Source organism: Sphingomonas sp. NIC1, from assembly GCF_001638925.1.
Lineage (GTDB): Bacteria > Pseudomonadota > Alphaproteobacteria > Sphingomonadales > Sphingomonadaceae > Sphingomonas > Sphingomonas aquatilis.
In genome coordinates this window covers 2930157-2943367 of the sequence record NZ_CP015521.1, presented here as the reverse complement: position 1 = coordinate 2943367, position 13211 = coordinate 2930157, and the positions used below count along the sequence as shown (strand labels likewise).

Genomic DNA, 13211 nt, shown 5'->3' with positions numbered 1-13211 from the left:
GCCCGTTCCTTGCTGACAGGACGACGCCGATCGTCCGGACCCGCACCGCGGCGGCGAAATTAATTTCGGGCATGACGCCGCGGGCGGCGCTGCTATGAGCGCGCGCCATGGCCCACAGTGCATCGTCCGCCCCTGACACGCGGCTGTCGTCGACCGGATGGATGGCGTTCGCGCTGCTGCTCTGGGCGATCGCCCTGCGTGCGCACGATTTCGGCAACCCGATCATCCATGTCGACGAGCAATATTATCTGCTCGTCGGCGACCGCATGCTGCACGGCGCCGTGCCCTATGTCGATCTGTGGGACCGCAAGCCCGTCGGCCTGTTCCTGATCTTCGCCGCGATCCGGCTGCTGCCCGGCGATGGCATCCTCGCCTACCAGCTGATCGCGACGCTGTCCGCCGCCGCCACGGCGTGGCTGGTGGCACGCGGCGGGCGGATGCTGGGCGCGCGACCTGCGGCGGCCCTGATGGCGGGCGCGGCGTACATCCTGTGGCTGTCGCTGCTCAGCGGTCGCGGAGGGCAATCGCCCGTCTTCTACAACCTCTTCACCGCCAGCGCCGCGGTGCTGACGTTGCGCCTGCCCATGCTGGCCGAGGCCCGTGCGACGCGCGCGATCGTCCTCAACGGCGCGGCCGCCTGCCTGCTCGCCGGCCTCGCGATCCAGACCAAATATACGCCCGTCGTCGAAGGCGCGTTCTTCGGCGCGGCCCACCTCTGGTATCTGCACCGCGCGGGCGCCACGCTACGGCTCTGCGTCGGCGCGGCGCTGCTGTGGATGCTGCTCGGCATCCTGCCGACGGGGCTGGTCGTCGCGGAGTACTGGCGCCGTGGCCCGGCGGTCTTCGACGCCTTCTGGTTCTCCAATTTTGCCTCCGTCTCGCTGCGCAAGGGCTATCCCGCCGCCAAGATCGCCGCGCGGCTCGCCGGCACGGGCGCCCAGTTGCTCCCCTTCATCGTCTGTACGGTGATCGCCCTTCGTCAGCGCCCGATGGCGCCCGAGGGGTGGATCGCCTTCGGCTGGCTCGCCGCCGCCCTGATCGCCTTCGCGATGATCGGGGCCTTCTTCGATCATTATGCGCTACCGCTGATGCTGCCGCTCGCCATGATCGCCGCGCCGGTGCTGGACCGCTACCGCGCCGCGCCGGTCGCGCTGATCGGCTACGGCCTGATTTTGTTCGTCGCCCGCGTGCTGCTGCCGCCCACCGATGCCAGCTCCGCTCGCGCGGTGGCACAGGTGATGAAAGCCAACGATCGCGGCGGCTGCCCCTATGTCTTCGCGGGCGATTCGGTGCTGTACCTGCTCGCGAACGCCTGCATCCCGACGCGCTACGCCTTCCCCTCGACACTCGCGTATGACGCCGAGCGCGGCGCGTCGGGGGCTGACGAGGTCGCCGAGCTGCACCGCATCCTCGCCACCCGTCCGCCGGTGATCGTGACGATGGACGAACCGATGGCGCCGTGGAATCCCGCGACCCAGAGCATCATGACCGCCACGCTCGCGCGTTCCTATCGGCAGGTTCTCACCGTCCCGCGTGAAGACGCCCACCTGCTCGTCTATCTCCGCCGCGATCTGCCCCTTCGTCGATAAAGCCGTAACGCTGGAGGCTTGGCGGCATCGCTCGGCCCGCGCTATGGCCGCGCGCATGACGCCGATGACGCTGTACAACAGCCTGACCCGAGCCGCGGAGCCGTTCCAGCCCGCCGACCCCGCCAACGTCCGCATCTATTCGTGCGGGCCGACGGTCTATCACTACGCCCATATCGGCAATCTGCGCGCGTACCTCTTCACCGACACGCTCGGTCGGACGCTGACGTGGAAGGGCTATGGCCTCACCCACATCATCAACATCACCGACGTCGGCCATCTGACCAGCGACGCCGATGCCGGCGACGACAAGATGGAGGCCGCTGCGAAGAAGAGTGGCCAAGATATCTGGGCGATCGCAGACCATTACACGCAGGCGTTCAAAGCCAATCTGAAGGACCTCAACGTCCGCGATCCCGCCCGCTTCCCGCTGGCGACCGACCATATCGACGGCATGATCGCCTTCGGACAGGCGATCGCCGACAAGCATTGCTACCGCTTGGCCGACGGCCTCTATTTCGACACCACCACCGTCCCCGATTACGGCCGCCTCGCCGGCACGCGCGATGAGGGTCCGGTGGAGGGCCGCATCGACAGCGTCGAGGGCAAGCGCCACCCCGCCGACTTCGCGATCTGGCGCACCAGCGCGCCGGGCGAGAACCGCCAGATGGAGTGGGACAGCCCCTGGGGCCGCGGCGCGCCGGGCTGGCACCTGGAATGCTCGGTGATGAGCCGGCAGTATCTGGGTGATCATTTCGATATCCACACCGGCGGCATCGATCATCGCGAGATCCACCACCCCAATGAGATCGCGCAGAACCAGGCGATCAGTGGCACCGCCGATACCGGTGCGACGCTCTGGATGCACAACAACTTCCTCGTCGATCGTACGGGAAAGATGTCGAAATCCTCGGGCGAGTTCCTCACCCTGCCCGCGCTCGTCGCACGCGGCTTTCACCCGCTCGCCTATCGCCTGATGTGCCTGCAGGCGCATTACCGCAGCGAGCTGGAGTTCTCGTGGGAAAATCTCGCCGCCGCGCAGACGCGCCTCAAGCGCCTGATCCAAACCGTCGCCGCCCTGCGCGCCCGCGGCGAGGCCAAGGGCGCCGCGTCCGCCGCGCCCTATGCCGAACGCCTCGACGCCGCGCTGTCGGATGACCTCAACACGCCCAAGGCCCTGCCCGTGCTCGACGAACTGCTCGCCGACAAGCGCGTCAGTCCGGCCGACCGCCTCGCCGCGCTGGAAGACTTCGACGCGGTGCTCGGCCTCGACCTCCTCACCCTCTCCCGCGAAGACCTGCGCGTCCGCCCCGCCAGTGCGACGATCGACGAAGCCGGCATCGCCACCGCCCTCGCCGAGCGCCGTGAGGCCCGCGCCGCCAAGGACTTCGCCCGCTCGGACGCGCTGCGCGACGAACTTGCCTCGGCCGGCGTCGAAGTGATGGACGGCGATCCGTTGGGCTGGGACTGGAGGCTGTCGCTGTGAAGGCCGTCCTGCCCGCCATCGCCCGTGGCCTGCTCGAACCGCACCTCCCCACCGAGGTCGAGCCTATGTGGTTCACCACACCGGCCGAAGCGGAAACGATGATCGCCGACGCGACGATCGCCTGGGTCGACATGCAGCCGACCCACCTCACCGAACAGGCGATCCGCGCGGCGGGGCCGAAGCTGCAATGGGTTTCGACGCTCTATGCGGGCCTCGACGCCTTCCCGCTCGACCTGCTGCGCGATCGCAACGTCACCGTCACCAACGGCGCCGGGATCAATGCGGTTGCGGTGGCCGAATATGCCGTGCTCGGCATCCTCGCCGCCGCGAAGCGCTATGATGAGGTCGTTCGCATGGCGGATCGCCGCGAATGGCCGATGGTGTCGCCGGGCCGTATCGAATTGGCAGACACGCGCGCGCTCATCATCGGCTATGGCACGATCGGCCGCCTGATCGGCGAGCGTCTCGCCGCTTTCGGCGTGGACGTCATCGGCGTCACCCGCTCCGGCCGCGACGGCACGCTCGCCCCCGACCAATGGGCGGCGCAGATCGGGGATTACGACTGGATCGTCCTCGCCGCCCCCTCGACCGATGCGACCCGCACGATGATCGGGGCGGAGCAAATCGCGGCAATGAAGCGCAGCGCGTGGCTCATCAATATCGCCCGCGGCGACATGATCGATCAGGACGCGCTGGTCTCAGCGCTGACCGACGGGACGATCGCGGGCGCCTTCCTCGATCCCACCACGCCGGAGCCGCTCCCCGCGGATCATCCGCTGTGGAGCGCGCCCAATTGCCTCATCTCGATGCATCTGTCGGGTCGCAGCCAGACCACGATGTTCCAGCGTGCCGCCGCGCTCTTCCTCGAAAACGTGCAGGCCTTCGTCGCCGGCAAACCGATGCGCAACGTCGCCGACCTCGACGCGGGTTACTGAAGCGGCCGATCCGCCTCCGCCGCCAGCGGGGGCGCGTAAAAGCCATGGCCCGCCGGCATCGTGGCGATCGCCGCCTCCAGCGCCTTCGCGCGCGCCGAGGATGACGGATGCGTCCGGCTGCGAAACAGGCCGCCGTCGACGTCCCCGCCATGCTCGCGCCAGAACCGCACCGCAATCTGCGGATCATATCCCGCATTGCGCAGCAGATAGGCGCCCAGCAGATCGGCCTGATCTTCGGTCAGCCGGAACAGCCGGCCGTTGCGCCCCACTTCGGACAGCAGGCCGCGCTTGACGCCCGCTGCCTCCAGCCGCGCGGCATGGCGCAGGATATTGTGCGACAGCTCATGCGCGACCACGACCGCCACCTCGTCATCAGTATAGCGTTCGAAGAAGCGCACCCCGATCTGTACGATCCGCCCATCGGCAGACGCGGTCATGCCCGGCCCCAGCAGCACCTCGAAGGCGCTCCGGCAGCCCGGCGAGGCGGGGATCGTCACGGTACGGGTGCCCCCCTCACGCATCAGCTCGACCGCCAAAGGCCGATCGGCCGGGAGCCCCGCGATCTGCTCCACCGCCGCATCACGCGCGGCACTGCTCGCGTCCTTGCTAGGAGCGCCACTATCGATCGGCCGACCATCGACCGACACGATCGAATCGCCGGCTCGAACCCCCGCCTTGGCCGCCGCGGACCCCGGCACCACCGCCTCGACCGCGATCGGCGTTTCGAACCCGAAGCTCGCCCGCGCCTGGTCGCGCAGCGCCGGATCATATTGCCCCAGGCTATGGATCGCCCAGCCCGGCGTCGGCGCCAGCGAGCGACACAGCGGGGCATTGGCCGTCGTCAACCGATAGGCGATAGCCGCCATCCGGCCATCGACCTGCCGCAACGCATCGAACGTCGCCGCGGTATCCGGGTCCGCCGCCACCGCCGGAGCAGCAACCGCTACGGCCGCTGCGACCGCCCACGAAATCCCATAGCGCATGCCGACCATCCTTACGCTTACTCGATCCCGCCCCTTACGGCAGCGCGCGACGCAGCGGAACCGGCCGCCGCACTATTTCAACGCCTTCGCATCGAGCGTGATCGTCTTGCCGACCGCCCTGCCCTGAACCTTGCCCTGCGAGACCACCGCCCACACCTGCTTGGGCTGCGGCATCGCGCTGAACGAGGGCAGGACCGCCGTCGATCCGTCGACGTCCGTCAGCGAGACGCTGTACGTGCCTGTCTTATCGATCTGCCCCATGATCGAGGGGAACACGCTCACCGAGCGCCCGCCGTCGTACAGAGCCATCGTATACCCCTGATCGGCTCGCATATTGCGATAGACGCCATATTCGGTGCGCCCTTCACCCTCCCGACACCATAAAGGTGCGTCATCGGTCTTGGCGGGCGTCTTGGCCTTTTCGCTCGCAGCGAGGCCCGGGAGCATCAGGGACATCAGCAGGTCGCCCGCGCCCGCCGCCACCTCCTTCGCCTTTGCGAAGACCAGCGGCGTCGCGCATGGCTTCACCAGCCTTGCCGCCGTGCCGGCCGCCACCACCTTGGGCCAGCGAACGCCCGCGATGAATTGCTGCAACTCCGCATCGAGTTTGTCCGCCGTCAGCGTCGTCGCGCTCATGCGGATCGCCATGATCCAGCCGTTCAGCGGCATGAGGGCCAGCGCCGTGCTGCGATAGGCCCCGCTCGCATTGGCATAGGTCTGGCGCAGCGCCGATCCCGCCGTCGCACCCGGCAGCGCGAAGGCGACCGGATCGGCGCTCGCGGGCGCCGCATTGCGGAACTCGGCACGCGTCTCCAGCGCCGTCTGCGACCGATCGAACCACAGGCCGACGTCGGCGATCGCGGGGCGAAAGATATAGACGGTCGCCGTGACGCTCTTGTCCGGCGCCCAATATTGCGCCGCGACATCGAACTCGCCCTGCGTCGCATCGGTCAACGCCGTGCGCGTCAGCCCCGCGTTTTGCGCCATGAGGGCGACACCCGTCTCGGCATGACGCCAGCCCTTGTCCGCCGGCACCGGCAGGTCGCGGGCCGACGCCATCGCGCCGGCCATCATCGCCGTTCCGATCAGCACCGCCGCCAGTCGCTTCTGCATCATCGCCCCCTCCATCTGTGTCGTGTGCATAGCACGCCACCGGCCGATCGATACGCCCCCCAAGCGTTCCTTCATTGCGCAAAATCCGTTTTGGGCGCATGTGCCGCGACGTTTACACCCCGAAGGACGACATTATGGCCGCGAACTGGGCCCCCGACAGCTGGACCCGCGCCGAAGCCCGCCAGCTTCCCGACTATCCCGACGCCGCGGCACTGACCCGCGCGACGGACGCGCTCGCGAGCTTTCCGCCGCTCGTTTTCGCCGGCGAAGCGCGCAACCTGACCGCGGAACTCGCCAAGGTCGCGGAGGGCAAGGCCTTCCTGCTCCAGGGCGGCGACTGCGCCGAATCCTTCGCCGAGCACAGCGCGAACAACATCCGCGACACGTTCCGCGTGATCCTGCAGATGGCGGTCGTCCTCACCTTCGCCTCGAAGCTGCCGGTGGTGAAGCTCGGCCGCATGGCCGGCCAGTTCGCCAAGCCGCGCTCCGCGCCGACCGAGGTGATCGACGGCGTCGAACTGCCCAGCTACCGCGGCGACAACGTCAACGACATCGCCTTCACGCCCGAAAGCCGGATCCCCGATCCGCAGCGGATGATCCGCGCCTATTCGCAGTCGGCGGCGACGCTTAACCTGCTGCGCGCCTTCGCGCAGGGCGGTTACGCGAACCTGCACCAGGTCCATCGCTGGACGCACGACTTCATGGGTCGCAGCCCATGGAGCCGCAAATATGCGGAAACGGCGGACCGCATCGGCGAAGCGCTCGACTTCATGGCCGCCTGCGGCATCGATCCCGAAACCGTGCCCCAGCTGTCGCAGACGCATTTCTACACCAGCCACGAAGCGCTGCTGTTGCCGTTCGAACAGGCCTTAACACGCCAGGATTCGCTCACCGGCGACTGGTATGACACATCCGCACACTTCCTCTGGATCGGCGACCGCACCCGCTTCGAAAATTCCGCGCATGTCGAATTCCTGCGCGGCATCGGCAATCCGATCGGCGTGAAGTGCGGTCCCAGCCTCGAACCCGACGCGCTGCTCCGCATGCTCGACACGCTCAACCCGGGTCGCGTGCCCGGTCGCATGACGCTCATCACCCGCTACGGCTATGACAAGATCGAGGCGCACCTGCCCAAGCTCGTCCGCGCCGTGACGCGCGAAGGCCATCCCGTCATCTGGTCGTGCGACCCGATGCACGGCAATACGGTGAAGGCCGCAACCGGCTACAAGACCCGCCCCTTCGACCGCATCCTGGCGGAGGTGCGCGGCTTCTTCGACGTTCACCGCGCCGAAGGCACACACGCGGGCGGCATCCATGCGGAGATGACCGGCCAGAACGTGACCGAATGCACCGGTGGCGCGATCGACGTGACCGAACAGAGCCTGGCGGATCGATACCACACCCATTGCGACCCGCGTCTCAACGCCGGCCAGAGCCTAGAACTCGCCTTCCTGCTCGCCGAAATGCTGAACACGGAAATGGCCGAACGCCGCAAGGCCGCCGCCTGATCGCAGCAATTCGCAAAGGGGGCGTCAACAAACCCGCTTGACGCCCCCCGCCCCCAAGCCTAGACGCGCCCCTCCACCGCACACGGCCCCTTCGTCTAGCGGTCTAGGACGTCGCCCTCTCACGGCGAAAACACGGGTTCGAGTCCCGTAGGGGTCACCATCTGCGCTCAAGAGCGCAGAATTGGGCGATTAAGACCAGATCCGCCGCGCGGTCTTCGCGCGCGTGCCGCTCCCCGCGGCCGCGCCGAACACCCCGGCCGGTCCCGCGGTCGGTGCGATGCTTCCCCAAGTCTCCGGGAACGTCGCGCCGGCCGCGCCAGGGGCGGCGGTCCCGACCGCTTCGCCGTTCGGGCCTGCGCCGGTCTCGCCGGTCGAGGCGACGGTCACCCAGTCCGCGCCGGGAGGGGTCGATGGCAGCGGCAACTGAGGCGCTGGCGCGGGTCGGTCATGCGGCTCCCACGGCGGTTGACGTCGCCGGGGACCGCGCGGCCCGCAAGGCGCTGATCGTCAAGCGGGTCCGCCAGTGGAGCGCGGTCGCGCTGCTCGGGATCGTGTGGGGCGGCTACAACTCGATCGCCGCGTGGCGCGAGACGCACGCCTTCATGATAAACGCGAGCGAGAGTCTCCCCAACTGGGCGTTCTTCATCCAGCGCGGCCGCGTGCCCGCCAAGGGCGACTATGTGTTCTTCGCGCCGCCCGAGGGCGAGCTGGTGCGCCGCCACTTCGGACCGGATTCGGGACCGTTCGGCAAGCGCGTGATCGGCGAGGCCGGGGCGCTGGTCGAGCATCGCGGGAAATGGGTCTATGTCGACGGCGTCCGCGTCGCGCACATGAAGCCGCGCTCGCGCTTCGGCGAGGTGCTGACGCCGGGACCGGTCGGGCGCGTTCCCGAGGGCTGCTATTATCCTGCATTCCCCAAGTGGCGTGGCGTTTGAGGTGAAGATCGCCTGTATCCGAGCGCTAGACAAGGATTTTCTGCCGCAAGCGGCACCTGCGGTCGCGCAGACTGCTGGATCTGGACGGATCAGACCGCGAAGCCGCTGTTTCCTTGCCCAGGGGCGGCGTTTTTCAGCGCAGCGGACAGATCTGTCCAGCCGCTTTCGTTCAGTTTGAGCGTGGATCGCGATCATGCGCATAGCGGTGGCGCTCGCAATCGGCGGATAGCGGCGAGGATGGCGCGTACCATCGTGCCGGTGACAGCGACCTCGGCCAGCTGGAAGGTGATGGTGCGGGCGTGACGGACCACACGTGCCCCGATCTTGATCAGCTTCAGTTGCAGGCTGGTCAACGACCAGTCGGCCATGGCCTCGGGCAGCTCGATGCAGCGCAAGAAGGTGGCCAGGTTGTACGCCAGGGCGTGCAGTTGCAGCCGCACCTCATTGTCGCGGAACTTCCGGCACGACAGCCGCGTCCAGCGAAAGGCGTATTTGCCCTCTTTGATGTGCTGCTCGGCGGTGCCGCGCTGGTTGTAGAACCGCACCACCCAGTCCGGCTCCATCGGCAGGTTGGTGACGATGAAGCCGACACGCGGGAACAGTTCGCCCGGATGCCATTCGATCTTGGCGATCACCCGGCGTTCCTTGTCCCAGGACGCCGCCTGATACTCGAATTCCTCGAAGAACCGCTTGACCTTGGTCAGTGACGGCCGCCCGACAGGGCGCGTTAGCCGATGCGCGATCTTGTCCTTGAGGACCGCGTTTGCGGGCAGCCGGATGGCGTAGAAGAACCGCGCTTCTTCCAATCGCTCATAGATCGCCGGGATCGCGTAGGCAGCATCGGCCCGGAAGAACCTGCCACCAAGGTCGCGCTCCGCGTAGCGCGCAATGACGGGTCGAGAACATCACGCCAGCCATCGGCGCTGTGGACGTTGCCATGGCGCAGGGCGCAGCGTTCCAGCATCCCGAACTGGTTGAACAGAAAGTTGGGGTGATAGCAGCTACAGTCGAAATGGCCATTCCAGGCGGACCCTTCCTGGTCGCCATGGGTCGGGCTGACCGAGCTGTCCATGTCCAGAACGATGTACTTCAGCCCGTTACGGTCATGGAACCGGTCGATCCATTGCCCGTTCAGGTCGGCCAGCGCGGCACGGTTCCCGGCCAGAGCCAGCGTCTCGGTCTCGAACCGTCCCATCTGCGATGCCGAGGCCGCTTGTGCATCGACCGCTCTGCCGCCGACAACTTGGCGCATGACCGGATCGCAGGCGAGACGGTTGGCGTCGTTGACATCCTCGTATCCGGCCAGCCGCCCAAAGACTGATTGCCGGAACAGGCCGTCGAGCCGATGGACCGTGTTCTTGCCAGAGCGAGTATCGCGCAGCGCCGCTGACGCCAAATCGGACAACCCGAGCGCGTCATCAAGCTCGCGCATCACCAGAAGGCCGCCGTCGGAACTGAGCTGCGTGCCGCGAAATTCCAGCCGCACGCGAGGGTCGAAATCCACCCGATCTGCCCGTTGCAAGCCCGCACCCTCTGGGTGATCCATGAAACGCGCCCCTCGCAGCCTTCAACACCATGTTTTATATAGGAAATATAATGGTCAGGACAGCGAAATCAGCGCCTTACTTGGGAAATGTGGGTTAAGCCATTCTTTGCCGCTCGCTGGTACAGCGCACAGGTACAGCGAGCACCGAAATGGCCCTCATGGCGGCACCCTGGAAACACCCTTCGACCGGCGTTTATTACCTGCGCCGACAGATCCCCGAGAAGCTGCGCCCCGCATTCCACGGCAAGGCGCTGTGGAAGGTATCGCTGGGCACCAAGAATGGCAGCGAGGCCACGGTGCTCTTCCTTCAGGCTAACGCCGCACTCGAACAGCGGTTCGAAGAGGCACGGACCCGGCTGAAGGCGACGGGCAGCCCCTGCCCGTCCGCACGCGATCGTGCCGACGAAATGGTATCCGCCTATTTCCAGGGCCCCGAGTTTAAGGCTGGCGGCCTGGATGGTGACGAACGACTGCTCCTAGCTAGGCTGAAACTCGATCGTGGGTTGTGGAACGCGACCCCGACCGGATGCAGTTCCCCTGCCCCACTGCATGATCAGCACTGGTGGGAAATGGCGAATAATGCCGCACTGTTCCGCGATTATCCTGGACGCAAGCCAACCCTGGGCCATGCACCCGGCACAATCTGGCGCTGGGGCGACGAATGCTTCCGGCTCGTTGCCAGAAACCAGCAGATCGGCCGTATCGTCAACCAGATTGCCCGGCACAATGAGACGACGCCAACTGATCTCCCCGAGGGCATTGAGTGTGGATCGGCGTGGAAAAGGGACCCCGTTAGCGGGGTGATCGGCGTCGAAAAGGGACCCCTCATCCTGGTGTTCTAGGCTGTTCGCTTGGCGGTGTGTCAGGCGGCGAGATCGGGATGCTGGTATTGGAGACGGTGTTGAGGATCCGGCGCGAGCACGCGTCGGGCAAGGCCATCAAGGCGATAGCGCGGGACCTGCACCTGTCGCGCAAGGTGGTGCGCAAGGCGATCCGGGCGCCGGAAGCGGACATGGGTTATCGGCGAGAGGTGCAGCCGCTGCCGAAGCTGGGGCCGTTTCAGGCGCGACTGGATGCGTTGCTGGAGGAAGATGAGGCACGGCCGCGGCGCGAGAAGCTGCGCCTCACGCGCATCCACGACCTGCTGCTACGCGAGGGGTTCGATGGCTCGTACGACGCGGTTCGCCGTTATGCGGCGCGCTGGCGGCAGGCGCAGCGTCGCGACGTGATGAATGCGCCGGCGTTCATCCCGCTGCTGTTCCGGCCGGGCGAGGCTTACCAGTTCGACTGGAGCCACGAGGACGTCGAGATCTCGGGCAAGCCGATGCGCGTGAAGGTCGCGCATGTCCGGCTGTGCGCGTCGCGGGCAATGTATGTGCGGGCCTATCCCCGCGAGACACAGGAGATGCTGTTCGACGCGCATGCACGGGCGTTTGCTTTCTTCGGAGGCGTGCCGACGCGCGGCATCTACGACAACATGAAGACGGCGGTGACGAGCGTGTTCACCGGCAAGGAGCGGGTCTTCAACCGTCGCTTCCTGGTCATGGCCAACCATTACATGGTCGAGCCGACCGCCTGCTCGCCGGCGTCGGGCTGGGAGAAAGGTCAGGTCGAGAACCAGGTGCAGACCGCACGCGGTCGCTTCTTCCAGCCGCGCCTGCGATTTACCGGCCTCGAGGAGTTGAACGGCTGGCTGGAGGCGGAGTGTCGGCGCTGGGCAGAGTTGCACCAGCATCCCGAGCAGAAGGAGCTGACAGTCGCCCAGGCATGGGCAGCAGAACGGGCGGTGCTCCAGCCTGTTGTCGCACCCTTCGACGGCTTCCACGAGAGCGAGCATGCGGTAAGCGGCACATGCCTCATCAGCTTCGAGCGCAACCGCTATTCCGTTTCTGCCAGGGTGGTGCGACGTGCCGTCCAGGTCCGCGCCTATGCCGACCGCATCGTCGTGCGCTGCGACGGTGAAGTCGTCGCCGACCATCCCCGGTTCTTCGGCCGCGACCGGACCATCTACGACCCGTGGCACTATCTGCCGGTGCTGGTGACCAAGCCGGGTGCCCTGCGCAACGGCGCACCGTTCCAGGGCTGGGAGTTGCCGCCTGCGCTGGCACGACTGCGGCGCAAGCTTGGCACCGGCGACGATGCCGACCGGCGGTTCGTGCGGGTGCTGGCAGCGGTGCTCGACGACGGGCTGGAGGCGGTAGAAGTGGCCGTGCGCGAAGCATTGCTGGCCGGCGTCGCCAGCGACGACGTCATCGTCAACATCCTGGCCCGCCGACGCGAGCCGCCCCGGCCGCTGACCATCGTCACGCCCGAGGACCTGGCGCTGCGCCACCCGCCGCGTGCCGACTGCACCCGCTATGACAGCCTGCGAGGCCTCCATGCAGCGGCATGAGATGATGACGGCCATGGCGGACGTTGGCCTCAAGGGCATGGCTGGCGCCTTCGACGAGGCCGTCACCACCGGGCTGCAGCGCAAGCGCACGACCATGGAGATCCTGACCGACCTGCTGCGTGCCGAGGCAACGTACCGCCATGCGGCGTCCGTCCGCTACCGGATGTCGGCCGCCAGGTTACCCGCGGTGAAGGACCTCGACGCCTTCGTCTTCGGCGACACTCCCATCAACGAGGGACTGGTGCGCTCGCTGTACAGCGGCTCGTTTCTTCCGGGCCAACGCAACGTCGTGCTGGTCGGTGGAACGGGTACCGGCAAGACGCATCTCGCCACCGCCATCACTGCCAATGTGGTACGAGCCGGCGCCCGCGGACGCTACTTCAACACAGTGGACCTGGTGAACCGGCTCGAGGAGGAAACGCGCCTCGGCAAGGCCGGCACGCTGGCGGCCCAGCTTTCGCGCCTCGATCTCGTGGTGCTCGACGAGCTTGGCTACCTGCCGTTTGCACGCTCGGGCGGTCAACTGCTCTTCCACCTCGTCAGCAAGCTCTACGAGAAGACCTCGGTCATCGTCACCACCAACCTGGCCTTTGGTGAGTGGCCGACCGTCTTTGGCGACCCCAAGATGACCACCGCGCTGCTCGACCGCATTACCCACCATTGCGACATCGTCGAAACCGGCAACGACAGCTGGCGCTTCAAACATCGAAGCTGAAGCCTGGGGCAC

General features: G+C 66.9%; 10 protein-coding genes, 1 tRNA gene and 1 pseudogene. 9 read left to right on the top strand and 3 right to left on the bottom strand.

Annotation, left to right across the window (positions count from 1 at the left end):
* Positions 1-107: 107 nt before the first annotated feature.
* The 3 genes from A7E77_RS13855 to A7E77_RS13845 are packed head-to-tail and all read left to right on the top strand — an operon-like array spanning position 108 to position 4007.
* Positions 108-1589, top strand: coding sequence for a hypothetical protein (locus A7E77_RS13855; RefSeq protein WP_413243581.1), 1482 nt, complete (start codon positions 108-110; stop codon positions 1587-1589).
* A gap of 55 nt (positions 1590-1644) precedes the next feature.
* Positions 1645-3072 (top strand): cysteine--tRNA ligase, encoded by a 1428-nt coding sequence (cysS, locus tag A7E77_RS13850; protein WP_413243580.1) that lies wholly within the window; start codon positions 1645-1647, stop codon positions 3070-3072.
* Entirely contained in the window at positions 3069-4007 is a 939-nt protein-coding gene (locus A7E77_RS13845) for a D-2-hydroxyacid dehydrogenase (protein WP_063688801.1), read from the top strand. The genes cysS and A7E77_RS13845 overlap by 4 nt, the downstream gene beginning before the upstream one ends.
* On the opposite strand, the gene A7E77_RS13840 is transcribed toward A7E77_RS13845, so the two are convergent.
* The gene (locus A7E77_RS13840; RefSeq protein WP_063689992.1) at positions 4001-4990 is read right to left on the bottom strand and encodes a M48 family metallopeptidase; all 990 of its coding nucleotides are present in this window, start codon (positions 4988-4990) and stop codon (positions 4001-4003) included. The genes A7E77_RS13845 and A7E77_RS13840 overlap by 7 nt on opposite strands.
* A gap of 72 nt (positions 4991-5062) precedes the next feature.
* Positions 5063-6106: a hypothetical protein gene (locus A7E77_RS13835; protein WP_063689989.1), complete on the bottom strand. Its 1044-nt coding sequence runs from the start codon at positions 6104-6106 to the stop codon at positions 5063-5065.
* 131 nt (positions 6107-6237) lie between these two features.
* Between A7E77_RS13835 and A7E77_RS13830 the strand changes: the two genes are divergently transcribed.
* The 3 genes from A7E77_RS13830 (at position 6238) to A7E77_RS13815 (ending at position 8546) form a co-directional block, all read left to right on the top strand.
* Positions 6238-7611, top strand: coding sequence for a class II 3-deoxy-7-phosphoheptulonate synthase (locus tag A7E77_RS13830; protein ID WP_043059596.1), 1374 nt, complete (start codon positions 6238-6240; stop codon positions 7609-7611).
* An 84-nt stretch (positions 7612-7695) separates the two neighbouring features.
* A tRNA-Glu gene (locus A7E77_RS13825) sits at positions 7696-7771 on the top strand.
* A gap of 250 nt (positions 7772-8021) precedes the next feature.
* Positions 8022-8546, top strand: coding sequence for a S26 family signal peptidase (locus A7E77_RS13815; protein WP_226341709.1), 525 nt, complete (start codon positions 8022-8024; stop codon positions 8544-8546).
* 191 nt (positions 8547-8737) lie between these two features.
* On the opposite strand, the pseudogene A7E77_RS13810 reads toward A7E77_RS13815, so the two are convergent.
* Positions 8738-10092 (bottom strand): annotated as a pseudogene (locus tag A7E77_RS13810) (IS1380-like element IS1247 family transposase).
* A 149-nt stretch (positions 10093-10241) separates the two neighbouring features.
* On the opposite strand from A7E77_RS13810, the gene A7E77_RS13805 reads away from it, so the two are divergent.
* The 3 genes from A7E77_RS13805 to istB are packed head-to-tail and all read left to right on the top strand — an operon-like array spanning position 10242 to position 13199.
* Positions 10242-10934, top strand: coding sequence for a DUF6538 domain-containing protein (locus A7E77_RS13805; RefSeq protein ID WP_063688794.1), 693 nt, complete (start codon positions 10242-10244; stop codon positions 10932-10934).
* A gap of 38 nt (positions 10935-10972) precedes the next feature.
* Positions 10973-12484: an IS21 family transposase gene (gene istA, locus A7E77_RS13800; RefSeq protein ID WP_078462310.1), complete on the top strand. Its 1512-nt coding sequence runs from the start codon at positions 10973-10975 to the stop codon at positions 12482-12484.
* A complete protein-coding gene (istB, locus tag A7E77_RS13795) occupies positions 12471-13199 on the top strand; it encodes an IS21-like element helper ATPase IstB (protein WP_063688787.1) in 729 nt (242 codons plus the stop codon). The genes istA and istB overlap by 14 nt, the downstream gene beginning before the upstream one ends.
* Positions 13200-13211: the final 12 nt, after the last annotated feature.

Bases quoted from the DNA above. Each gene is read 5' to 3' on its own strand.
- A7E77_RS13855 (WP_413243581.1), top strand. From the start codon at position 108: ATGGCCCACAGTGCATCGTCCGCCCCTGACACGCGGCTGTCGTCGACC.
- cysS (WP_413243580.1), top strand. From the start codon at position 1,645: ATGACGCCGATGACGCTGTACAACAGCCTGACCCGAGCCGCGGAGCCG.
- A7E77_RS13840 (WP_063689992.1), bottom strand. From the start codon at position 4,990: ATGCGCTATGGGATTTCGTGGGCGGTCGCAGCGGCCGTAGCGGTTGCT.
- A7E77_RS13835 (WP_063689989.1), bottom strand. From the start codon at position 6,106: ATGATGCAGAAGCGACTGGCGGCGGTGCTGATCGGAACGGCGATGATG.
- A7E77_RS13830 (WP_043059596.1), top strand. From the start codon at position 6,238: ATGGCCGCGAACTGGGCCCCCGACAGCTGGACCCGCGCCGAAGCCCGC.
- A7E77_RS13815 (WP_226341709.1), top strand. From the start codon at position 8,022: ATGGCAGCGGCAACTGAGGCGCTGGCGCGGGTCGGTCATGCGGCTCCC.
- A7E77_RS13805 (WP_063688794.1), top strand. From the start codon at position 10,242: ATGGCCCTCATGGCGGCACCCTGGAAACACCCTTCGACCGGCGTTTAT.
- istA (WP_078462310.1), top strand. From the start codon at position 10,973: ATGCTGGTATTGGAGACGGTGTTGAGGATCCGGCGCGAGCACGCGTCG.
- istB (WP_063688787.1), top strand. From the start codon at position 12,471: ATGCAGCGGCATGAGATGATGACGGCCATGGCGGACGTTGGCCTCAAG.